16 protein-coding genes are annotated in these 22,482 nt (G+C 66.3%); 7 read left to right on the top strand and 9 right to left on the bottom strand.

Translation table 11 applies throughout. From position 1 onward, the window contains the following. The 5 genes from G3574_RS26100 to G3574_RS26080 form a co-directional block, all read left to right on the top strand. On the top strand, window positions 1–176 hold a 176-nt coding region (locus G3574_RS26100; protein ID WP_268958910.1), incomplete at its 5' end, for an acyl-CoA dehydrogenase family protein. 78 nt (window positions 177–254) lie between these two features. Next, window positions 255–1,451 carry an acyl-CoA dehydrogenase family protein gene (locus tag G3574_RS26095; protein ID WP_163968493.1) on the top strand — a complete coding sequence of 399 codons (1,197 nt, stop codon included), beginning with the start codon at window positions 255–257 and terminating at the stop codon, window positions 1,449–1,451. Window positions 1,452–1,462: 11 nt separating this feature from the next. Continuing rightward, window positions 1,463–2,587, top strand: coding sequence for an acyl-CoA dehydrogenase family protein (locus G3574_RS26090; RefSeq protein WP_163968492.1), 1,125 nt, complete (start codon window positions 1,463–1,465; stop codon window positions 2,585–2,587). 831 nt (window positions 2,588–3,418) lie between these two features. After that, window positions 3,419–6,721 carry a carboxyl transferase domain-containing protein gene (locus G3574_RS26085; protein WP_163968491.1) on the top strand — a complete coding sequence of 1,101 codons (3,303 nt, stop codon included), beginning with the start codon at window positions 3,419–3,421 and terminating at the stop codon, window positions 6,719–6,721. A 6-nt stretch (window positions 6,722–6,727) separates the two neighbouring features. Continuing rightward, window positions 6,728–7,303 carry a DNA-3-methyladenine glycosylase gene (locus G3574_RS26080; RefSeq protein WP_163968490.1) on the top strand — a complete coding sequence of 192 codons (576 nt, stop codon included), beginning with the start codon at window positions 6,728–6,730 and terminating at the stop codon, window positions 7,301–7,303. Between the two features lie 21 nt (window positions 7,304–7,324). On the opposite strand, the gene G3574_RS26075 is transcribed toward G3574_RS26080, so the two are convergent. Both G3574_RS26075 and G3574_RS26070 read right to left on the bottom strand, forming a co-directional pair. After that, window positions 7,325–7,513 carry a hypothetical protein gene (locus tag G3574_RS26075; RefSeq protein ID WP_163968489.1) on the bottom strand — a complete coding sequence of 63 codons (189 nt, stop codon included), beginning with the start codon at window positions 7,511–7,513 and terminating at the stop codon, window positions 7,325–7,327. 62 nt (window positions 7,514–7,575) lie between these two features. Then, a complete protein-coding gene (locus G3574_RS26070) occupies window positions 7,576–8,832 on the bottom strand; it encodes an EAL and HDOD domain-containing protein (RefSeq protein ID WP_163968488.1) in 1,257 nt (418 codons plus the stop codon). Between the two features lie 222 nt (window positions 8,833–9,054). Between G3574_RS26070 and G3574_RS26065 the strand changes: the two genes are divergently transcribed. Both G3574_RS26065 and G3574_RS26060 read left to right on the top strand, forming a co-directional pair. Then, on the top strand, window positions 9,055–9,594 hold the full coding sequence (locus G3574_RS26065; RefSeq protein ID WP_235953627.1) for a hypothetical protein: 540 nt from the start codon (window positions 9,055–9,057) through the stop codon (window positions 9,592–9,594). Window positions 9,595–9,724: 130 nt separating this feature from the next. Then, entirely contained in the window at window positions 9,725–13,075 is a 3,351-nt protein-coding gene (locus tag G3574_RS26060; RefSeq protein ID WP_163968487.1) for a hybrid sensor histidine kinase/response regulator, read from the top strand. A 46-nt stretch (window positions 13,076–13,121) separates the two neighbouring features. Here the strand turns inward: G3574_RS26060 and G3574_RS26055 are convergent, their stop codons facing one another. The 7 genes from G3574_RS26055 to secA all read right to left on the bottom strand — a co-directional run bounded on the left by G3574_RS26055 (window position 13,122) and on the right by secA (window position 22,323). Further along, window positions 13,122–14,669: a sigma-54-dependent transcriptional regulator gene (locus G3574_RS26055; protein ID WP_163968486.1), complete on the bottom strand. Its 1,548-nt coding sequence runs from the start codon at window positions 14,667–14,669 to the stop codon at window positions 13,122–13,124. A 77-nt stretch (window positions 14,670–14,746) separates the two neighbouring features. Beyond that, entirely contained in the window at window positions 14,747–15,319 is a 573-nt protein-coding gene (locus tag G3574_RS26050; RefSeq protein WP_163968485.1) for a MarR family transcriptional regulator, read from the bottom strand. Further along, window positions 15,316–16,701, bottom strand: a complete 1,386-nt coding sequence (locus G3574_RS26045) for a D-amino acid dehydrogenase (RefSeq protein ID WP_328804860.1) — start codon at window positions 16,699–16,701, stop codon at window positions 15,316–15,318. Before G3574_RS26045 ends, G3574_RS26050 begins: the two co-directional genes overlap by 4 nt. Before the next feature lie 179 nt (window positions 16,702–16,880). Then, the gene (mutT, locus tag G3574_RS26040) at window positions 16,881–17,288 is read right to left on the bottom strand and encodes an 8-oxo-dGTP diphosphatase MutT (RefSeq protein ID WP_163968483.1); all 408 of its coding nucleotides are present in this window, start codon (window positions 17,286–17,288) and stop codon (window positions 16,881–16,883) included. Then, on the bottom strand, window positions 17,285–18,166 hold the full coding sequence (locus G3574_RS26035) for an ATP-binding protein (protein ID WP_163968482.1): 882 nt from the start codon (window positions 18,164–18,166) through the stop codon (window positions 17,285–17,287). The genes mutT and G3574_RS26035 overlap by 4 nt, the downstream gene beginning before the upstream one ends. 29 nt (window positions 18,167–18,195) lie before the next feature. Continuing rightward, complete coding sequence (argJ, locus tag G3574_RS26030) at window positions 18,196–19,443, bottom strand: bifunctional glutamate N-acetyltransferase/amino-acid acetyltransferase ArgJ (RefSeq protein WP_163968481.1); 1,248 nt, start codon at window positions 19,441–19,443, stop codon at window positions 18,196–18,198. 117 nt (window positions 19,444–19,560) lie between these two features. Then, window positions 19,561–22,323: a preprotein translocase subunit SecA gene (gene secA, locus G3574_RS26025; RefSeq protein ID WP_163968480.1), complete on the bottom strand. Its 2,763-nt coding sequence runs from the start codon at window positions 22,321–22,323 to the stop codon at window positions 19,561–19,563. Window positions 22,324–22,482: the final 159 nt, after the last annotated feature.

Genomic DNA, 22,482 nt, shown 5'->3' with positions numbered 1-22,482 from the left:
AGGCGCTGGAGGTAGCGCGGCTGGCGCGGGACATGCTGGGCGGGAACGGCATCTCGGACGAGTATGGCGTGATCCGGCACATGGTGAACCTGGAGGTGGTCAACACCTACGAGGGCACGCATGACATCCACGCCCTCATCCTCGGCCGCGAGCAGACCGGCATCGCCGCGTTCTGATTGTCTTCGACACCATAGCCGCATTCACACTCGCCCCGCTGCCTCGTCAGGCGGCGGGGCTTTTCAAGCGACCCTGACATGGACCTCAATTTCACACCCGAAGAAATCGCCTTCCGCGACGAAGTCCGCGATTTCGTCGCGCACGCGCTGCCTGCCGACATCCAGCACAAGGTGATCAACGGCCTCATCCTGGAAAGCACGGATTACATCCGCTGGCAAAAGATCCTGCATGAGAAAGGCTGGGGCGGCTCTGCCTGGAAACCGGAGTTCGGCGGCACGGGCTGGGACCCGGTGCGCCAGTACATCTTCGACGAGGAATGCGCCGCGGCCGGCGCACCGCGCGCGATTCCCTTCGGCCTGAAGATGGTCGCGCCGGTCATCATGCAGTTCGGCTCGCCTGCCCAGCAGCATCGCTTCCTGCCGAAGATCCTGTCGGCCGACGAATGGTGGTGCCAGGGCTATTCCGAGCCCGGCTCCGGTTCCGACCTCGCCTCGCTCAAGACCCGCGCGGTGCGCGAGGGCGACCATTACGTCGTCAACGGCCAGAAGACCTGGACAACGCAAGGCCAGTACGCAGACTGGATCTTCTGCCTGGTGCGCACCGATAGCGAAGTGAAGCCGCAGCGCGGCATCTCCTTCCTGCTGATCGACATGAAGACCCCCGGCATCACCGTGCGGCCCATCATTACCATGGACGGCGCGCACGAGGTCAACGAGGTCTGGTTCGAGAACGTCAAGGTGCCGGTGGAGAACCTGGTCGGCGAAGAGAACGCCGGCTGGACCTACGCCAAGTTCCTGCTCGGCCACGAGCGCACCAACATCGCCGGCATCGGCATCGCCAAGCGCGAGCTCGCCCGCCTCAAGCGCCTCGCCGCGCTCGAGACCAAGCGCGGCAAGCCGCTGATCAAGGATCCGATGTTCGCCTCGCGCATCGCGCAGGTAGAGATCGACCTGACGGCACTGGAAATCACCAACCTGCGCGTGCTCTCCGCCGAGGCGGAACGCCGCGCGCCCGGCCCCGAGGCTTCCATCCTCAAGATCAAGGGCACCGAGATCCAGCAGGCGATCACCGAACTGCTGGTGCAGGTCGCCGGTCCCTACGGTCTGCAGCTGCGCCGCGAAGCCATGGCCGCCGGCTACCAGGGCGACCCGGTCGGACCGTTCTACGCCGTGCCGCTGGCCGCCCATTACCTCAACATGCGCAAGCTGTCGATTTACGGCGGCTCCAACGAAATCCAGAAGAACATCATCTCGCAGATGATTCTCGGCCTGTAAGAGAGGACGCCATGGACTTTAGCTTTACCGAAGAACAGCAGATGCTGCTCGACACCGCCCGCCGCTTCGTGGGCAAGGATTACGGCTTCGAGACGCGCCGCCGCATCAAGGAATCGGCCGACGGCTACAGCCGTGAAGTCTGGCAAGGACTGGCAGACATCGGCTTGCTGGCGCTCAACGTGCCCGAGGCCGACGGCGGCCTGGGCGGCTCGCCGATCGATACCATGCTGGCGATGAATGCCGTCGGCGAAGGCTTGCTGCTCGAGCCTTACCTGGCCAGCGCGGTGCTGGCCACCAAGGCCATCGCCCTGCTCGGCAACGATGCGCAGCGCGCCGAACTGCTGCCCGCGCTGGCCGGCGGCGAAACGATTGCCGTGCTGGCGCATGACGAACCCGCCACCCGCTGGGATCGGCTGAACGTGGAAACCCGTGCCTGGCCCGTCGGCAACGGCTACGTCATCACCGGCCGCAAGAGCGTGGTGGCGCACGCGCCTTCCGCCGACGGCTTGCTGGTGACGGCCCGCCTCGCCATCGACGGCGATCCTCTCGCCGTGTTCCTGGTGCCGAAGGAAGCCACCGGCATGCGCATCGTTCCCTTCAAGACGGTCGACGGCGTCAATGCAGGCGAAGTGAACCTCCAGCAGGTCTATGTGCCGGCCAGCGCCATCCTCGGCACGCCCGGCGCCGACGCCGCGCTGGAACAAGTCCTGGATGCGGGCCTCGCGGCGGTCTGCGCCGAAGCGGTCGGCGTGCTCGACAAGCTGCTCGCGGCCACCGTGGAATACGCGCGCAACCGCAAGCAGTTCGGCCAGCCGATCGGCAAGTTCCAGGCCTTGCAGCATCGCATGGCGGACATGGTGCTGCATATCGAGCAGGCGCGGTCGATGAGTTATCTCGCGGCCGTGCGATGCAACGATGAGGATGCGCAGGCACGGTCGCGCGCGCTGTCCGCGGCGAAGGTGGTCGTGGGGCAGGCCTGCAAGTTCGTCGGGCAGCAGGCGGTGCAGCTGCACGGCGGCATGGGGGTGACGGATGAGCTTGATGTGTCGCATTACTTCAAGCGGGCGATGGCGATCGAGATGCAGTTCGGGGGGACGGACCAGCATCTGGAGGCTTATGCGGAGGGGTTGGCGTAGGGGGTGTCGTTCGTGCCACGCTCCGTCGTTTCCGCGCAGGCTAGGATCCGGTTTTCGTTTTCTCTCCGGTGAAGCGGTTGCGGGTCCCACTCCGTGGGGAGTTGCCGGGGCTGGTCCCGGCGGCCCAGGTCCTTTCTTTGTCAGCAGACAAAGAAAGGACCCAAAGAAAGCTGCTTCAACACCCATTTGGGAGTCACTTCGGGTGGCCTTGTTCGATGGGTTGAGGGGATGCCGTTCTCCACGGTAGTAATTGCTTTAAAGGCAGATGGTGATTCGACCTCCTGCCGCATCGGCATGGCTCGAGGCTGTCCCGACGACGGGGAGCAGGAATCCGCTATCGTGCCAATACCTACTGCCTTTCAAGCACCATCCGCCCTGTCCCCTCCCTTTCAAGGGGAGGGCTAGGGTGGGGATGGGTTTCGGCCGCATGTAGAGAACAGCATTTATTTGGCTGGTCATGCCAACGCTGTCCTTTGCTCGCACCGGAAACCCATCCCCACCCCAACCCTCCCCTTGAAAGGGAGGGGGCGACGGAGGGTGCATTTAAAAGGGAGGGAGCTCGGTAGTCAGGGCGCGATTGTGGTGGTCTTAGCGGTGGTCGCAGTCGTAGCGTCGCATTCGCCGTCACACGATGCCGAAGGCGAGCCTGCGATGTCCATTCTGACGTCGCCGAAAGGCAGGGCGGCAGAGGTCGCTTTTCTTTGGTTCGTTTCGTAGGGCCCGCCTAGGGGGCTTGCCGGGAATGACAGAGGGTGAGGCGGACGACAGAGTCATCCGCCAGCCCCGCCATAAACCGGTATCCTACTACCACCACCACAACCCTCCGCCCGCATGCCAATTACTTCCCTCCTCATCGCCAACCGCGGCGAAATCGCCATCCGCGTCGCCCGCGCCGCAGCCGAACTCGACATCCGCACCGTCTCCATCCATTCCGAAGACGACGCCCTCTCCCTGCACACACGCAAGACCGACGAGACCTACGCCTTGCATGGCCGCGGCGCGGCCGCGTACCTGAACATCGGCCAGGTGATCGATGCCGCCAAGGCAACCGGTTGCGACGCCGTCCACCCCGGCTATGGTTTCCTGAGCGAAAACGCCGAGTTCGCGAGGCGCTGCGAGGAAGCCGGCCTGGTATTCGTAGGCCCTTCGCCGGAAACGCTGGAGCTGTTCGGCGACAAGAGCGCGGCAATCCGCCTCGCGCGGGAGCAAGGCATCCCGGTGATCGAAGGCACCGGCCCGGCGACGCGCGAGGAATTGCACGCCTTCTTCGCCGCGCTGCCGGCCGGCACGGGCATGATGATCAAGGCCATCGCGGGGGGCGGCGGACGAGGCATGCAGGTGATTCGGAACGCCGGGGAAATCGACGAGGCCTATGCGCGCTGCAGCGCCGAGGCGATGGCCGCGTTCGGCAACGGCATGGTCTATGGCGAGCGCCTGGTGTCGCAGGCAAGGCATGTCGAGGTGCAGGTCATCGGCGACGGCGATAGCGTCAGCCATGCCTGGGAACGGGAATGCACCCTGCAGCGCCGCAACCAGAAGGTGGTGGAGGTCGCGCCGAGCCCGACCTTGCCGCATGGCTTGCGCGACCGCATCCTGGACGGGTCGGTGACGCTGGCAAAGGCGGTCGGGTATCGCGGCCTGGGAACGATGGAATTTCTGGTGGACAGCGATGCCCGCGACGAGTCGCAGGCCTTCATGTTCATCGAAGCGAATCCGCGCCTGCAGGTGGAGCACACGGTCACCGAGGAGATAACCGGCCTGGACCTGGTGAAGGCGCAGCTGGAGATCGCCGGCGGCATGTCGCTGATCGACCTCGGGCTGACGCAACGCGAGATTCCGGCGCCGCGCGGCTACGCGATCCAATTGCGCATCAACATGGAAACCATGCAGCCTGACGGCAGCGCGCTGCCGGCCGGGGGCATGATCGCCGCCTTCGAGCCGCCGAGCGGGCCGGGCATCCGGGTGGATGCGTATGGCTATGCCGGCTATGCGACCAATCCGCATTTCGATTCCCTGCTTGCCAAGCTGATCGTGTCCACGCCGTCGCAGCATTACCCCGACGTGCTGACGCGGGCCTACCGCGCGCTCTGCGAATTTCGCATCGACGGCGTGGAGAACAACCTCGCCTTCCTGCAGAACCTCGTGCGCCAGCCGAACGTGGTGGCGAACCGGGTGCACACGCGCTACGTGGAAGAACACATCGACGCGCTGCTCGAACCGCTCGGCGGCGCGCATCGCAAGCTCTACGTGGAAGCCGCGCCTTCCGCGGCGGCGTCCTCGCGCGCCACGGTGCAGGGACCGGCGGGAAGCGAGCCGGTGGGCGCGCCGATGCAGGGATCGGTAGTGTCCCTCGAAGTGGGCCTGGGCGACGAGGTGCATGCCGGACAGACGGTCGCGATCCTCGAGGCGATGAAGATGCAGCACGTGGTCAAGGCCGGCGCCGGCGGTATCGTGCGGCTCGTGGCGTGCGCGCCCGGCGAGGTGGTGCAGCAGGACCAGGCGCTGCTGTTCATCGAACCGGCCGACATCGACGCCGCCCATGCCCATGAACATGAGGTTGCCGACCCCGACCACATCCGCCCCGACCTCGCGGAAGTCCGCATGCGCCACGGGATCGGGCTGGACGCGGCGCGTCCCGACGCGGTGGCGAAGCGCCGCAAGACAGGACAGCGCACCGCGCGCGAAAATGTCGACGATCTCTGCGACGACGGCAGCTTCATCGAATACGGCGCGCTGGCGGTGGCGGCGCAGAGGCGGCGGCGGCCGATGGACGAACTCATCCGCAGCAGCCCCGCCGACGGGCTCGTCGCCGGCATCGGCGCGGTGAACAGCAAGCTGCATGGCGAGGACAAGGCGCGCTGCATGGTGCTGGCCTACGACTACACCGTCTTCGCCGGCACGCAAGGCATGATGAACCACCGCAAGACCGACCGCATGTTCCAGCTCGCCGAGGCCTGGCGCCTGCCGATCGTGCTGTTCGCCGAAGGCGGCGGCGGCCGGCCGGGCGACACGGATGCGCTGCTGGTGGCCGGGCTGGACGTGATGTCCTTCCTGGCATACGCCCGGCTGTCGGGTCTGGTGCCGCGCGTCGGCATCGTGTCCGGCCGCTGCTTCGCCGGCAACGCTGCCCTGCTTGGCTGTTCGGACGTGATCATCGCCACCGAGAACGCCACGATAGGCATGGGCGGCCCGGCGATGATCGAAGGCGGCGGGCTGGGCGTGTTCGCGCCGGAAGAGGTCGGGCCGGTGGCGATGCAGGCGCCCAATGGCGTGATCGACATCGTGGTCAAGGATGAAGCCGAGGCCGTGGCGGCGGCGAAGAAATATCTCTCCTACTTCCAGGGCCCGCTGCCTGCCTGGGAATGCGCCGACCAGCGGCTGCTGCGTCAGCTGGTGCCGGAGAACCGCTTGCGGTCCTACGACATCCGCACGGTCATCGCGCAGCTCGCGGACACCGGTTCGGTGCTGGAGCTGCGGCGCGATTTCGGCACCGGCATCGTGACCGCGCTGGTGCGCATCGAAGGCCGCCCGATGGGTTTGATTGCCAACAATCCCATGCACCTCGGCGGCGCGATCGACGCGCCGGCGGCGGACAAGGCGGCGCGCTTCCTGCAGCTCTGCGATGCCTTCGACCTGCCCATCGTGTCGTTGTGCGATACGCCCGGCTTCATGGTCGGACCCGACGCGGAAAGGACGGCGATGGTCAGGCATGTGTCGCGCATGTTCGTCACCGCCGGCAGCATCGAAGTGCCCTTCTTCACGGTGGTGCTGCGCAAGGGCTACGGCCTGGGCGCGCAGGCGATGGCCGGCGGCAGCTTCCATGCGCCGGTGTTCACCGTGTCGTGGCCGAGCGGGGAATTCGGCGCGATGGGCCTGGAGGGCGCGGTGCGCCTCGGTTACCGCAAGGAACTCGAGGCGATCGCCGACCCGGCCGAACGCCAGAAGTCCTTCGAGCAGATGGTGGCCCAGTCCTATGCCCACGGCAAGGCGATCAACATGGCTTCCTTCCTGGAGATCGACGACGTCATCGACCCGGAGCAGACGCGCCACTGGATCATGCGCGGATTGAAGTCGATGCCGCCATCGCCCGCGAATCGCGAAGGCAAGAAGCGGCCCTTCATCGATACCTGGTGACGGATCATGGCAAAGCGCCTCGCCATCCTGCCCCGCGACTTCTATGCCCGCGACACCGAGGAGGTGGCGCGCGCGCTGCTGGGCATGGAGCTCGTGCACCTCGATGGCGGCATAGAGCGCCGGGGCCGCATCGTCGAAACCGAAGCCTACGTCGGCGCGCATGACCTCGCCTCGCATTCGTCGAAGGGCATCACGCCGCGCACCCGCGTCATGTACGGACCGCCCGGGCATGCCTACGTGTACCTGATCTATGGCATGCATCACTGCATGAACGTGGTGACGGAACCCGAGGGCCGCGGCTGCGCGGTCCTGCTGCGGGCGCTGGAACCCGTGGCCGGCGTGGAGGGAAACACCAGGGGGCCGGGGCTGCTCTGCCGGGCCATGGGCATCGACCGCCGGCTGGACGGGGCCGACATGTGCGCCGCGAGCGGGCGCTCGCTGTGGGTAGAAGAGACGGGGACGGGGGACGGCGGCTTCACCATCGCCGCCCGCCCGCGCATCGGCGTGGCCTACGCGAAGGAATGGGCCGATGCCCCCTTGCGCTTCACCATCGAGGGCAACGCCTTCCTCTCGAGGAAATGACGCCCTTGACGGCAGCGCGGATCAGTCCGGCGGCGAGGGCCTGGTGATGTTGCGGTTTTCGAGGCCGGGACGCTCGGGGTCCTGGTCATGCGGCAAATCGTTGCCGGCATCGCCGGGCTTTCCTTTCGGCGTAGGCGGCATATCCGGACGCGTCACGTTGAGATCTTCGAGACTGCCCGGCTGCGGCTCCATGGCATCTTTTTTCTGCATGGGAAACTCCTGCTCGTTTCCCGTATGACGCGCGGGCGCGCGCCAAGTTCAGCCGCGGGAACTCAGGCGGCGACATTGCAGATGCGGTCGCTCCACTCGAAGGCCGCGAGCTGGAGCGCGTACAGGTCGCTGTGGGCGACACGGAATTCCTTGAGCAGCGGAGCGATGCCCGACATTCCATCCTTCCCTTCCTGCCGCTCCAGCGCTTCCACCAGGCGCAGCATGCGGCCGAACATGCCGGCGCGCTCGAGCAGGGCTTCGCTGACTTCCTCCAGTACCGGCAGCTGCGCCACGATTTCGTTCATCGGCAGGCTGAACAGGGTTTCCATGAGCGACATGATGCCGACGGTGAACGCGGTGTCGGCCACGCTGCGGTTGCCGGGACAGGCGGTCTGCGCCAGCAATTCCATCAGCCTCCCGCGCGCGGCCGCCATGGCCAGCAGCGGCACGACCACCGGCCCGAGCTGGCCGGCTTCGCTGTAAAGCAGGATCTGCAGCCATCGCTGCAGCTGGGAGCGCCCGAGGATCATGAGCGCCTGCCGCAGCGAGCCGATGCGGTGGGAGCTCACCGCCGCGGTGTTCACCAGCCGCAGAAGGTTCAGGCTCAAGGCAATGTCCGACTTGATGGCATGCTCGATGTCGGCGTCGTCGGCATCGGAAGCGATCAGCGACATCAGGCTGGCGATGGCGAGCTGCGTCGGCTGCAGGGTCTTGCCCTTCGGGAAGTGCGGCTCAGCGAAATAGCTGCCCTGCAAGGCGTCGAACCCGAGCGCAAGGCATTGCTCGAACAGCGCCATGGTATCCACGCTGCGCGCGACCGCCTGCCTGCCCTGGCGCCTGGCGAGCTGGCAGAGCCTGCCCGCTTCCGCCGGCTCCATGCAGGCAACGTCCAGCCTGACGGCATGGACATGGGGCAGCAGGGCATGCAGCTCCGGTCCGTCGCGCCTGATGTCGACCGCGAAGCGCATGCCTTGCAAGGCAAGGTCCTGCATGCGCGTCATCAGTTCCGGCGTCGGGATGGTCCCGGGCAGGAGGTTGTAGATCACGTGGTCCCGCGGAATCGAGGATGGGATCGCCGCCAGCACCGTCTCTGCGTCGACGTCGAGATAGGTCGTTCCGGCAGAGAGCATGCGGACCAGGGTGGGGTCCAGCGCCGCCAACAGGATCGCTCCCGGGGAGTGCGCCGACCGGTCTGCATGGAAGCTCAGGTGATGTCCGGCCAGCGCGTGGTTCCGGTCGAGCACGGCTTGCCGCGTCAGGCAGAATTCCATGCCGAGCGGAAGCCGGTGGGCGCTGTTGAATTTGAGACTGCTGCTCATGGTGCATGCATCTCCGGCAAGAAGGCTTTGCCAAACGAGGGTTGGGACGCGACGGCCCCATGAAGCCAGCATAGCACGCCATTTCTTTTATGCAACTTTCCCGCCGCAGGAACTTTGGAATCCGCCAGCTCCTCTGTACATGACCAGGGCTTGCCATCATGGCAATCGTTGCTGCGGTTGCCCCGATGACTTCGCCCTTCCCCCGCAACCAAGGAGAGTGCCATGGACCCCATGCAAGAGTACCAGCGCACCGGCATCGTGACCGGATTGTTCTACGACAGGGAAAGCGCCGAACGCGCCTACCAGTCCGTGTCGGATCGCGGCTACGACACCAACGACCTGAATCTGGTGATGTCCGACGAGACCCGCCAGCGGCATTTTCCCGACGACTCCGAAAGCAGGACGGAACTGGGCACCAAGGCGGCGGAAGGCGCCGGCATCGGCGGTGCCCTCGGCGGCACGCTCGGGGCGGCGCTGGCGGCGATCGCGGCGGCCGGCAGCAGCATCGCCTTGCCCGGCCTGGGACTGGTGATCGCCGGCCCGCTCGCAGCAGCTGCAGCGGGGGCAGGCGCAGGCGCGGCCACCGGCGGCCTGCTCGGGGCGCTGATCGGCTACGGCATCCTGGAGGAACGGGTCAAGCGCTACGAGAATGGCTTGAAGGAAGGCGGTATCCTGATGGGCATCAAGGCACGCTCGCAGGAAGACGCCGCGCATTTCGAGGACGCCTGGAAGCGGCACAACGGCCAGCAGGTATATCGCTGAACCGCCGGATGCCGCCGCGCCGCGCGGGGCCGTCCCTGGTGGCGCGGCGGCAACGTTTGCCTCTATTGCAGCGGCGATCTGCTAGCATTGTCCGTCCCTTCCCGCGGTGCCCGAGCGCCCGCCCGACACAATGCCTGCCCATCACCGACCACCGCGCCCGACGCGTCTTCGACTGCCGCCCTTCCTGCTGCTGTTCGTCTTCGCGCTCTGCCTGCCCGCCTGGATTTCCGCGCATGCGGGCACGCTGGAGATCCGTCCGGACGACCGCCAGCCGGTCAACCTGACGCCTTACTGGGACGTGCTGGAAAACGTTCCTGCTTCCTGGGACATCGCGCGCCTGACGCAGCCCGACGCCAGCGCGCGCTTCCACCCGGCCGCCGGACCCGATGCGCGCCATCCGGATTCCGTCAATTTCGGCATGCAGTCCAATCCGGTCTGGCTGCGCCTCACCCTGCGCAACACCGGCAAGAGCAATCTCCAGCGCTGGCTGGAGGTGTCCTATCCCCAGCTCGACGTGGTGGAGTTCTACAACCCGACCGAGGATGGCTACGAAAAGCTGAGCGCGGGCGATTCCCGCCCCTTCGCCGAACGGCCCATCCAGCACCGGAATTTCGTGTTCCCGGTCCAGCTCGAAGCCGGGGAGGAGCGGACGGTCTACCTGAAGGTGCAGTCCGAAAGCTCCGTGGACGTGCCGGCCACGCTCTGGGAACCCGACACCTTCTTCCACGAAAGCCAGAAGGCCTACATCGGCCAGATGCTCTACTTCGGCATGGTGCTGGCCCTGAGCCTGTACAACCTGCTGCTGTTTCTCTCGCTGCGCGACCGCTCGTACTTTTACTACGTGCTGTTTACCCTGACCAGCGGCCTGAGCCTGCTGACCTTCAGCGGCATCGCCTTCCAGTACCTCTGGCCCGACTCGCCGCGCTGGGCCAACATCTCCGGCATGGTGAGCTTTGCCCTCAACGGCATCATGCTCCTGCTGTTCCAGCGCCGGCTGCTGGAGACGCCGCGGCTCGTCCCCTTGCTCGACCGGGTACTGCTCGGCTTCATCGGCCTGAACGTGCTGCAGGTGATCGGCTTGTGGCTGGCCTTCGGCGCGATGATCCATGTCGCGATCGCGATCGACGCGCTCAACATGCTGCTGGTCTCGGTGATCGGCGTGGCATGCCTGCGGCGCGGCCAGCACAGCGCCCGCTTCTTCCTGCTCGCCTTCAGCTTCCTCGTGCTGACCGGCGTGCTCACCGCGCTACGCAGCTTCGGCCTGGTCCCGACCAACTTCATCACCGTCAATGGCCTGCAGTTCGGCTCGGCGATGGAAATGCTGCTGTTCTCCCTGGCCCTGGCGGACCGCTTCCATCACGTCCGCCGCGAGAAGGAAGCGGCGCAGCAGCAGCTGGTGGACAACCTCAAGCGCTCGGAGCGCGAACTCGAGCGGCGCGTGCATGAACGCACCGCCGAGCTGTCGCGCGCGAATGCCGAGCTGCGCGACCACGAGAAGGCCTTGCAGTCCGCCAAGGAAATCGCCGAGGACGCGTCGCGCCTGAAGTCCGCCTTCCTCGCCAACATGAGCCACGAGATCCGCACGCCGATGAACGCGGTGATCGGCATGGCATACCTCGCGCTGCGCACCGGGCTCGACAGCAAGCAGCGCGACTACGTCGAAAAGATCCATCGCGCCGCGATCTCGCTGCTCGGCATCATCAATGACATCCTCGACTTTTCCAAGATCGAGGCCGGCAAGCTGAATGTCGAAACCACCGAGTTTTCCCTGCACGACGTGCTGTCCAACGTGAATGCGGTCACCGGTTACAAGGCCAGGGAAAAAGGGCTGCGCTATCACTTTGCCATCGATGACGACGTTCCCGTGCAGCTGCGCGGCGATCCGCTGCGCCTGGGGCAGGTGCTGATCAACCTGATGAGCAATGCCATCAAGTTCACGGAGCAGGGTGAGGTCGAGCTGACCTGCCGCTTGGCGGAGCGGGATGGCGACGCGGTGGCGCTGCGCTTCGCGGTGCGCGACACCGGCATCGGCATGAGCCCGGACCAGCAGGCGCGCCTGTTCGACGCCTTCACCCAGGCCGACGATTCCACGACCCGCAAGTATGGCGGCACGGGCCTCGGCCTCGCCATCAGCAAGCGGCTGGTGGAAATGATGGGCGGCACGATCCGCGTGGAAAGCGCGCCGGGTGCGGGATCGGTCTTCGGCTTCGTGCTGCGCCTCGGACGGGGCAGCGGCGCCGGCATGCCGGCGCACGCCTTGCCGGAACGGCTGAAGGCCTGCCGCGTGCTGGTGGTCGACGACCAGCCGGCCGCGCGTGAACTTCTTGCCCAGCTCGTCCACGATCTCGGCCTGCGCGCCGACGTCGTCGCCAGCGCCGACGAAGCCCTGGCCGCGGTGATCGATGCCGACGCGGCATTGCCCTACGAGCTGGTGCTGGCCGACTTCGGCATGCCGGGGATGAACGGCCTCGAGCTCGCGTCGGCGATCGCCGAGTCCAAGCTGGCCGCGCCGCCGAAGGTCATCATCGTCACCGCCTTCGGCCGCGACGACGTCATGCAGCAAGCCGATGCCCACATCGCCGGCGTGCTGTACAAGCCGGTCGATCAATCCACGCTGCACGACGCCTTCGTCGACGCGTTGTCCCAGGGACGCCCGCTGGCCGCCCCGCCCGCCAGCGTCATCGTGCCTCGTCTGGGTGGCCGGCGCGTGCTGCTGGTGGAAGACAACGAGGTCAACCAGCAGATCGCCCGCGAGATGCTGCAGGCGGCTGGCCTGCGCGTGGACGTCGCCGGCAATGGCGCCCTTGCCCTCGCCTGGCTGCGCGCGCATGGTCCCGGGGAGGTCGACCTGGTCCTGATGGACATCCAGATGCCGGAGATGGGCGGGCACGACGCGGCGCGCCTGCTCCGGGCCGATTCCCGCTTCGACGCCTTACCCATCCTCGCCATGACCGCCCATGCGACGGCGGAGGAAAAGGAAGCATGCCTGCGCAGCGGCATGCAGGACCACATCGCCAAGCCGATTCATCCGCAGGATTTCTACGCGACGCTGGCGCGGTGGCTCGTTCCGGCGGCGGACGGGAATGGCATCGCGCCGCCCACGGAGGCGACCGGACTGCTTCCCGTTGCGGTGCTAGGCTTCGACACCGCCGGCGCGCTGGAACGGCTGGCCGGCGACGTCGCGCTTTACCACCGCGTGCTGGAAATGCTGCTTCCCGGACTGGAAGACGCAACGACGAAATTGCAGGCAGCGGCGGCGAAACGGGACACGGAAATGATCTGGTATGTGGCGCATAGCGTGCGGGGGATGGCGGCGAACGTTGGCGCGCTCGCGCTGGCGCAGGCTGCGGCCGCGCTGGAAGACGACATGATGGCTGGGCGGGACGGCGCCGGTTCGCAAGTAGAGCTTGCGGAGGAGCTTGGACGGAACAGGGAGGCGGTTGCTCAGGCGTTGCGGGAGATTGGGGTGGAGGAAGTGTGAGGGACCGGAATTGGCATTCGTGACTGCCGCCATCATGTCCCCTCCCCTACTTCCCCCCCGAAATCCCATACCGTTTCAGCTTCCCCGCAATCTTCGAATGCGACGCCCCCAGCCTTGCCGCCAGCTTCCGGCTCGACGGATAACTCGCGTACAAGCGCTCCAGCAGCGCCTTTTCGAACGCCGCCACCGCGCCGTCGAGGTCATGCGCCTCGCCGACGCTGTCGCCGGCGAGGCCGAGCCGCCGGTCCTCGGCCAGGTCGAGATCTGCCGCGTCCAGCACCCGCTTGTCGGTCATCGTGGTCGCGCGGAAGATCACGTTCTGCAGTTGCCGCACGTTGCCCGGCCAGTGATGGCTGACCAGCGCCGCGCAGGCGTCGGCGCTGAGGCGGCACACCGGCTTCTGCGCCTGGGTGCAGGCGCGCTCGATGAAATGGCGCGCCAGGGGCAGGATGTCGTCGGGGCGTTCGCGCAGGGCCGGTACGTCGAGGTGAAGGACGTTGAGGCGATAGAACAGGTCTTCGCGGAAGCTGCCTTCGCTGACCATCTTGCCGAGATTGCGATGGGTGGCGCTGATGATGCGCACGTTGACCTTGACCTCGCGGTCGCTGCCGATGCGGCGGAACTTGCCGTCGTTGAGGAAGCGCAGCAGCTTGGCTTGCAGGTAGAGCGACATCTCGCCGATTTCGTCGAGGAAGACGGTGCCGCCTTCCGCCATTTCGATGAGTCCCGGCTTGCCGCCGCGCTGCGCGCCGGTGAACGCGCCGGACATGTAGCCGAAGAGTTCGCTTTCGGCGAGGCTCTCGGGAAGCGCGGCGCAGTTGAGGGCAAGGAAAGGCGAGTTGCCGCGCGGGCTGGCGGCGTGGCAGGCTTGCGCCACGAGTTCCTTGCCGGTGCCGGTCTCGCCGACGATGAGCAGCGGCGCATCCACCGTCGCGACCCGGGCGGCGCGTGCCTTGAGGGCGCGCATCGGTTCGGAATCGCCGATGAGCAGGTCGAGCCCGCCGACGTTCTGCAGGGCGTGGATCTGGCCGCCGAGGCGGCGCGGCGCGTGCAACGTGATGACGCCGCCGACGGTATGGCCGAGGCTGGATTCGACGGGTTCGGACACGGGCGTCACGTCCAGCAGGAAGGGCTGGCCGTGCAGGCGGACTTCGCGCGCCGGCACGCGGAAGCCGTGCTCGAGCAGTTCGCGCTGCAGGCTCTCTTCGCCGAACAGCGCGGCCAGCGACATGCCGTTGAGTTCCTGCTCCCGCAAGTGGGCGACCGCGGCGGCGGCGGAATTGGCGACCACGATGGTGCCGCCGGCGTCCACCGCCATGACGGGGTCGGCCATCACGGTCATCAGGGTGTCGAGGTGGAGGCGGCGGCGCGCGCCGGGCAGGACGTCGACCGGCACCACGTCCTTGACGCCGGCGACCTGCAGAAAGTCCTCGCGCAAGGCGGGCAGCAGGGCGGCGTCGAGATCGGGCACGTCGATGAAGACGTCCGACGAGTCGACCTCCACATTGATCACGTTGAAGTGGCGGCGCGCCAGGACGGCGAGGATTTCGTGGGCGATGCCGACTCGGTCGGCGAACTGGACATCGATCCGCATGGGAATGGGGCGAGAATGGGCGGGAGTCCGCCGACTTTACCGCGCGGCGCGGGCGCGGACAAGCGCCGCGCGCAGGCTTACCGGTGCGCGCGGGAATGCAGGCTGCGGGCCTGGAAGGTTTGCCGCGCCGACGAGCCGCCGACCGCGCGCAATCGTCCGAGATCGAAGGCTTGCAAGTGCTGCAGCACGACCTGGTTCACGGCCATGGTGGCCTGCATTAGCAGGATGTCCACGCCGTGCCGGGCATCGGCCCGGTCGGGTGGCGGCCTGCCGGCGTCAGGCTTGGGAACGTCAGGCTTGGAGGCGGCGCGGCGCTGGCGGGGCGGCGGAGATTCCGCCACGCAGCGGAACACGTCGGCCAGCGTCGCCACCCCGATCGTGCCGGGACAGAGCCAACGGTCGGCGCACTGCGGGCTCCTGGCCACGAGGCCGGCGCGGGCGAGTCCGCCGAGCAAAGCCTGCACGGCGCGCGTCGGCTGGCCGAGAGCGGCGGCAAGCTCGCCGGCGGTCGCGCCGGGCGGCGACAGTGACATCAGTCTGGCCAGGATGTCGATGGCCATGGCAAAGCGCCGGTGCAGGACCGGGTCGCCGAACAGGAATTCCGCGATACTGTCCCGCGCCGGCGCCTCCGCCATGGCGGCGCCGTTCATGCACGCACTTCGCGGGGCTGGAAGATCGGCGGATTGGCGCGGCCGTAGCGGTCCATGAACAAGCCTTCGGTGTCGATCTCGGGACGCTTTCCCGTCACGAGGTCGGCCAGCAGGCGGCCGGAGCCGCAGGCCATGGTCCAGCCGAGCGTGCCGTGGCCGGTGTTGAGGAACAGGTTGCGGTAGGGCGTGGGGCCGACGACCGGGGTCCCGTCCGGCGTCATCGGTCGCAGGCCGCACCAGAATTCCGCCTTGCCGACGTCGCCGCCGCGCGGGAAGAGGTCGACCACGGAGTGTTCCAGGGTTTCGCGCCGGGAACGATGCAGCGCGAGGTCGTAGCCGGCGATTTCCGCCGTGCCGCCGACCCGGATGCGGTCGCCGAGGCGGGTGATGGCCACCTTGTAGGTTTCATCCATGATGGTGGATTCGGGCGCGAAGCGGGCATCCTCGATGGGAACCGTGATGGAGTAGCCCTTGATCGGATAGACCGGGATGCGGATGCCGAGATCGCGCAGCATCAGCGGCGAATAGCTGCCCAGCGCCAGCACGTAGCCGTCCGCCCGGAGCTCGCCCTCGGCGGTCTGCACGCCGGTGATGCGCTTGCCGTCGGCCAGCAGGCGCTGGATCGGCACGCCGTAGCGGAAGTGCACGCCGGCCTGCTCGGCCAGCGCCGCGAGCCGCTGGGTGAACTTGAAGCAGTCGCCGGTTTCGTCGCCGGGCAGGCGCAGGGCGCCGACGAACTTGCTGCGGACCGCGGCCAGTGCGGGTTCCACGCCGATGCAGCCCTGCGGATCGAGCACCTCGTAGGGCACGCCGTACTGCTGGAGCACCGCGATGTCGGCGGCGGCGGCGTCGAGCTGCTGCTGGGTGCGGAACAGCTGCAGGGTGCCCTGGGTACGTTCGTCGTAGCGGATGCCGGTGTCGTCGCGCAGCGCGGCGAGGCAATCGCGGCTGTATTCGGCGAGGCGGACCATGCGTCCTTTGTTGGTTTCGTAGCGTGCGGAGGTGCAGTTCATCAGCATCTGGAAGACCCAGCGCCACATCGCGGGATCGGCGCTCGGGCGGATGACGAGCGGACTGTGGCGCATCATCAGCCATTTCAGGGCCTTGAGCGGGATGCCTGGCGCCGCCCAGGGAGCGGAGTAGCCGGGAGACACTTCGCCGGCGTTGGCGAAGCTGGTTTCCATAGCGGCGGCGGGCTGGCGGTCGATCACGGTCACTTCGTGTCCGGCCTGCGCCAGGTAATACGCGGATGCAGTACCGATGACGCCGCTTCCCAGGACGATGATTTTCACGGTGGTCCTCTTTTTCTGTAAGGTTTGCTGATGCCGATGGGAACAGCTTGCCCGGCGGCGACATGGCGAGTTCAGCAACTCGCGTGCCACCCGGCGATCTTCAGAAAAATCAGGGACTTAGCGTAGGCCTGCCCTTACGACGACTGTATTGAAAACGATACGAAAGAACAGAAAGATCTGATATTTTGGCGTTTTTCCAGCGTAATCAAAGGTTTGCGATTTGTATTGATTTCAATACGCCGTAATGAAATCAATACAAACGACTGCCGTCAATCGGCGTAGCGCAGCCTGTCGAGCCATTCGATGAGGGGGATGGTCGCCGGCAGCAGCGGCCCCACGCCGAGACTGCCCTGCCAGGCGAAGGCCTGGCCTTCCAGGGATTGCGGTTCGCCCTCCCAGGCACGGCTGATGTAGAAGTAGAGCCTGACGTGGGCGTGCGGATAGACATGCTCGACGCAGCACCACGGTTCGGCGCCCAGCACGACGATCCCGAGTTCTTCGAGGAATTCGCGCTTGAGCGCATCCAGGATGGATTCGCCGGGCTCGACCTTGCCGCCTGGGAATTCCCAATAGCCGGCATAGGGCTTGCCGTCCGGCCGCTGGCCGAGCAGCACGTCGCCATTGGACTTCATGAGGATGCCGACCGCGACGTCGACCGGCTTGGCCGATTCGCTCACCGGTTGCCGACCTTGCCGGCGTAGTCGCGCGCGAATTGCCAGGCCACCCGGCCGGAGCGGGAGCCGCGCTGCAGCGCCCAGCGCAGGGCATCGCCGCGGGCCTCTTCGATATGGGAATCGCCGCAGCCGAAATGACGCAGCCAGTGGGCCACGATGTCGAGGTAGTCGTCCTGCTTGAAAGGATAGAACGATACCCAGAGGCCGAAGCGTTCGGACAGGGAAATCTTTTCTTCCACGGTCTCGCCGGGATGCAGGTCGCCGTCCTCGGTGTGCACGTAGGTGGCGTTGTCCGACATGCGCTCCGGCATCAGGTGGCGGCGGTTGGACGTGGCATAGATGAGTACGTTGTCCGACTGGGCCGAGACGCTGCCGTCGAGCGCGACCTTGAGCGCCTTGTAGCCGCTCTCGCCTTCCTCGAAGGACAGGTCGTCGCAGAAGATCACGAAGCGTTCCGGGCGGCCGGCGACGAGGTCGACGATGTCGGGCAGGTCGCCGAGGTCATCCTTGTCCACCTCGATCAGGCGCAGGCCCCGGTCCGCGAATTCGTTCAGGCAGGCCTTGATGAGCGAGGACTTGCCGGTGCCGCGCGCGCCGGTCAGCAGCACGTTGTTCGCGGGACGGCCATCGACGAACTGGCGGGTGTTCTGCTCGATCTGTTCTTTCTGGCGAGCGATGTTGTGCAGGTCGGAAAGGGAAATCTTCGCCACGTGGCGCACCGCCTGCAGCGTGCCGCCGGCCTGCAGGTTGCCGCGGTGCTTGCGCCAGCGGAAGGCATGGCTGGCGCCGAAGTCGGGAATCTCGCCGCCGGGCGGAAGCAGCCGGTCGAGGCGGTTGAGCAGCGCCTCGGCGCGCGTGAGGAATTGGTCAAGCTGGGTCATGGTGCGGCTTGGCTTTGCGAACGGTGGTTTTACGAACGGTAATCGGCGTTGATGCTGACGTACTCATGCGACAGGTCGCAGGTCCAGATGGTGGCGGCGGCATCGCCGCGCGCGAGCCTGACGCGGATGGTGATTTCGCTCTGCTTCATCACTCGCTGGCCGTCCTCTTCCTTGTAGTCGGGATTGCGGCCGCCGTTCTTCGCCACCCAGACGTCGTCGAGATAGAGGTTGAGTTTGCTGACGTCGAGGTCGTCCACGCCGGCGTAGCCGATGGCGGCAAGGATGCGGCCGAGGTTGGGGTCGGAGGCGTAGAAGGCGGTCTTGACCAGGGGCGAATGGCCGATGGCATAGGCGATCTGGCGGCACTCGTCGGCGTTGCGACCTTCCTCGACGGTGATGGTCATGAACTTGGTCGCGCCCTCGCCGTCCCGGATGATCATCTGCGCGAGTTCCTGCGAGAGGCCGATGACGGCATCGGCCAGGGCGGCGTATTCCGGCGAATCGATGTCATTGACTTCCAGCGCCGAGGCGCCGGTGGCGATCAGCATGAAGGAATCGTTGGTGGAGGTGTCGCCGTCGATGGTGATGCAGTTGAAGGACTTGTCGGCCGCCTGCTTCACCATGTGCTCGAGGACCGGCTGGGCAACCTTCGCATCCATGGCGAGGAAGCCGAGCATGGTGGCCATGTTGGGCTTGATCATGCCGGCGCCCTTGCTGATGCCGGTGAGCGTGATCGTGACGCCGTTGATGGCGACGGTGCGCGACTCGGCCTTGGGCTGCGTGTCGGTGGTCATGATGGCTTCGGCAGCGTTGTACCAGTTGTCGGCCTTAAGGTTGCCGATGGCCTGGGGCATGCCCGCCTTGATGCGTTCCACCGGCAGCGGCTCGAGGATCACGCCGGTCGAGAACGGCAGGATCTGCGACGGCTCGCACCGGAGCAAGGCGGCCAGCGCGGCGCAGGTGGCATTGGCGGCGGCGAGGCCGGCTTCGCCCGTGCCGGCATTGGCGTTGCCGGTATTGATGACCAGCGCGCGGATGCCGCCGTCCGTCCGGTCGGACAGGCTCAGGCCTTCCAGGTGCGCCTTGCAGACCTGGACCGGCGCGGCGCAGAAGCGGTTGGTGGTGAACACGCCGGCCACCGACGCGGTCGGCGCCAGCTTCATGACCAGCAGGTCCTTGCGGTTGGCCTTGCGCACGCCCGCCTCGGCATGGCCGAGTTCGATGCCGGCGACGGGTTTCAGGTTTGCAGCGACGGGGAGCGGAAGATTGACGGCCATGGCGGAAAACGGAAGATGAATGAAAGAAGATGAAAACTTCGATACGCCTGAATGACACATCCTCCCGTCGCGGGAACACCGCGGCGGGAGGATGTGATCAGGACCGGCGGGACGGGCTTACGCCAGCCTGCCGTGGCACTGCTTGTACTTCTTGCCGCTGCCGCAGGGGCAGGGGTCGTTGCGGCCGACCTTCGGCACCTCGGCGACCATCGCGCCCGCCTCGCCGTCGCCGGTGTCGACCGGCGCCAGCAATTCTTCCGGCGCGGCGTTCGGATCGAAGTCGGCATGCTGGAAGTGCAGGTTTTCGAGCGGGGCCTGCGCCAGGCGCTCCTCGGCGGCGTCGATTTCCTCGCGCGACTGGATGCGCACCGTCATGATGACGCGCACCACTTCGTTCTTGATCAGGTCCAGCATCTGGCCGAACAGCTCGAAGGCTTCGCGCTTGTACTCCTGCTTCGGATTCTTCTGCGCATAGCCGCGCAGGTGGATGCCCTGGCGCAGGTGATCCAGCGCGGCGAGGTGCTCGCGCCAGTGGGTGTCGATGCTCTGCAGCATGACGCTGCGCTCGAAGCCGGCGAAGCCGTCGCGGCCGATGACGTCCACCTTGGCGTTGTAGGAATCGTCGGCGGCCTTGAGCACGCGTTCCAGCAATTCTTCGTCGGTGAGGTTGGGCTCGGCCTCGAGCATCGCGGACAGCGGCACATCGAGCTGCCATTCGCCGGACAGCGTGGCTTCGAGCGCCTTGATGTCCCACTGCTCCTCGACCGATTCCTCGGGCACGAAGGTGCGGAAGACGTCGGTGAACAGGCCGCTGCGCAGGTTGGCCACCATGCCGGCGATGTCGCCCGATTCGAGAAGCTCGTTGCGCTGCTGGTAGATCACCTTGCGCTGGTCGTTGGCGACGTCGTCGTATTCGAGCAACTGCTTGCGGATGTCGAAGTTGCGGGCCTCGACCTTGCGCTGCGCGGATTCGATGGAGCGCGACACGATGCCGGCCTCGATGGGCTCGCCCTCGGGCATCTTCAGGCGGTCCATGATGGCGCGCACGCGGTCGCCGGCGAAGATGCGCAGCAGCGGATCGTCGAGCGAGAGGTAGAAGCGCGAGGAGCCCGGGTCGCCCTGGCGTCCGGAACGGCCGCGCAGCTGGTTGTCGATGCGGCGCGATTCGTGGCGCTCGGTGCCGACGATGTGCAGTCCGCCGGCGGTGACCACGTGGTCGTGCAGCGACTGCCATTCGTCCCGCAGCGTCTTTGCCTGGGCGGCCTTGTCTTCCGGCGACAGCTCGGGGTCGGCTTCGATGAACTGGATCTGCTTCTCGACGTTGCCGCCGAGGACGATGTCGGTGCCGCGGCCCGCCATGTTGGTGGCGATGGTGATCATCTTCGGGCGTCCGGCCTGGGCCACGATTTCCGCTTCGCGGGCGTGCTGCTTCGCGTTGAGCACGTTGTGCGGCAGGTCGTTGCCGGTCAGGATGCGCGACAGCAGCTCGGAATTCTCGATCGAGGTCGTACCCACGAGCACCGGCTGGCCGCGCTCGTAGCAGGCCTTGATGTCGTTGAGCATGGCGTTGTACTTCTCTTCCGCGCTCTTGTACACCTGGTCCTGCATGTCCTTGCGCTGGCTCGGACGGTTCGGCGGGATGACCACGGTTTCAAGGCCGTAGATTTCCTGGAATTCGTAGGCTTCGGTATCGGCGGTGCCGGTCATGCCGGCGAGCTTGCCGTACATGCGGAAATAGTTCTGGAAGGTGATCGAGGCCAGGGTCTGGTTCTCGTTCTGGATCTTGACGCCTTCCTTGGCTTCCACCGCCTGGTGCAGGCCGTCGGACCAGCGGCGGCCCGTCATGAGGCGGCCGGTGAACTCGTCGACGATGATGACTTCATTGTTCTGCACCACGTAGTGCTGGTCCCTGTAATACAGCGCGTGGGCGCGCAAGGCAGCATAAAGGTGGTGGATGAGGGTGATGTTGGCCGGATCGTAGAGCGACGCGCCTTCCGGCAGCAGGCCCATGCTGGTGAGGATCTGCTCGGCCTTCTCGTGGCCGGCCTCGGTCAGCAGCACCTGGTGGGACTTCTCGTCCTTGGTGTAGTCGCCGGGGACTTCGATCTTGCCCTTGCCGTCCGGCGTTTCCTCGCCGACCTGCAGGGTCAGCATGGGCGGCAACTGGTTGATCTTGACGTACATGTCGGTGTGGTCTTCGGCCTGCCCGGAAATGATCAGCGGGGTGCGGGCTTCGTCGATGAGGATGGAGTCCACCTCGTCGACCACGGCGAAGTTGAGGCTGCGCTGCACCCGGTCGCCCAGCTCGTAGACCATGTTGTCGCGCAGGTAGTCGAAGCCGAATTCGTTGTTGGTGCCGTAGGTGATGTCGGCGGCATAGGCCTGCTGCTTGAGGCCGTGGTCCATCTGGGACAGGTTGATGCCGGTGGTCAGGCCGAGCCAGCCGTAGAGGCGGCCCATCCATTCGGCGTCACGCTGGGCCAGGTAGTCGTTGACCGTCACCACGTGCACGCCCTTGCCGGACAAGGCATTGAGGTAGGCCGCCAGGGTCGCCATCAGCGTCTTGCCCTCGCCGGTGCCCATCTCGGCGATCTTGCCGTAGTGGAGGACCATGCCGCCGATGAGCTGGACGTCGAAGTGCCGCATCTTGAGCACGCGCCGGGAAGCTTCGCGGCAGACCGCGAAGGCTTCGACCAGGATGTCGTCGAGCGACGCGCCCTTGGCCACGCGGTCCTTGAATTCCGGCGTCTTCGCCTGGAGCTCGGCGTCGGAGAGCTTTTCCATGGCCGGTTCGAGCGCGTTGATGGCCCGGACGGTCTTCTGGTATTCCTTGATCAGCCGCTGGTTGCGGCTGCCGAAAATCTTGGTCAGTAATGACATGAGCGGTTCTGGTAATGGCGTCGCGACGTCGCGCAGGCCGGAATTCGGATGAAACGAACTAAACTCCCGATTTTATCACGCAGCCCATCGCGAGCTGCTTGACCCTGGCGTCCCTTGCGGAAATTGTTTGATCGGGAACAGAGTCCCGCCGCGTCCAGC

The sequence above is a fragment of the Noviherbaspirillum galbum genome, from assembly GCF_010974945.1.
Taxonomy (GTDB): Bacteria; Pseudomonadota; Gammaproteobacteria; order Burkholderiales; family Burkholderiaceae_D; genus Noviherbaspirillum; species Noviherbaspirillum galbum.
This window is presented reverse-complemented; position numbering and strand designations above follow the sequence as displayed.

Bases quoted from the DNA above. Each gene is read 5' to 3' on its own strand.
- G3574_RS26075 (WP_163968489.1), bottom strand. From the start codon at position 7,513: ATGCAGAAAAAAGATGCCATGGAGCCGCAGCCGGGCAGTCTCGAAGAT.
- G3574_RS26090 (WP_163968492.1), top strand. From the start codon at position 1,463: ATGGACTTTAGCTTTACCGAAGAACAGCAGATGCTGCTCGACACCGCC.
- G3574_RS26035 (WP_163968482.1), bottom strand. From the start codon at position 18,166: ATGACCCAGCTTGACCAATTCCTCACGCGCGCCGAGGCGCTGCTCAAC.
- G3574_RS26055 (WP_163968486.1), bottom strand. From the start codon at position 14,669: ATGCGGATCGATGTCCAGTTCGCCGACCGAGTCGGCATCGCCCACGAA.
- secA (WP_163968480.1), bottom strand. From the start codon at position 22,323: ATGTCATTACTGACCAAGATTTTCGGCAGCCGCAACCAGCGGCTGATC.
- G3574_RS26080 (WP_163968490.1), top strand. From the start codon at position 6,728: ATGGCAAAGCGCCTCGCCATCCTGCCCCGCGACTTCTATGCCCGCGAC.
- G3574_RS26070 (WP_163968488.1), bottom strand. From the start codon at position 8,832: ATGAGCAGCAGTCTCAAATTCAACAGCGCCCACCGGCTTCCGCTCGGC.
- G3574_RS26095 (WP_163968493.1), top strand. From the start codon at position 255: ATGGACCTCAATTTCACACCCGAAGAAATCGCCTTCCGCGACGAAGTC.
- argJ (WP_163968481.1), bottom strand. From the start codon at position 19,443: ATGGCCGTCAATCTTCCGCTCCCCGTCGCTGCAAACCTGAAACCCGTC.
- G3574_RS26085 (WP_163968491.1), top strand. From the start codon at position 3,419: ATGCCAATTACTTCCCTCCTCATCGCCAACCGCGGCGAAATCGCCATC.
- G3574_RS26050 (WP_163968485.1), bottom strand. From the start codon at position 15,319: ATGAACGGCGCCGCCATGGCGGAGGCGCCGGCGCGGGACAGTATCGCG.
- G3574_RS26060 (WP_163968487.1), top strand. From the start codon at position 9,725: ATGCCTGCCCATCACCGACCACCGCGCCCGACGCGTCTTCGACTGCCG.
- G3574_RS26065 (WP_235953627.1), top strand. From the start codon at position 9,055: ATGGACCCCATGCAAGAGTACCAGCGCACCGGCATCGTGACCGGATTG.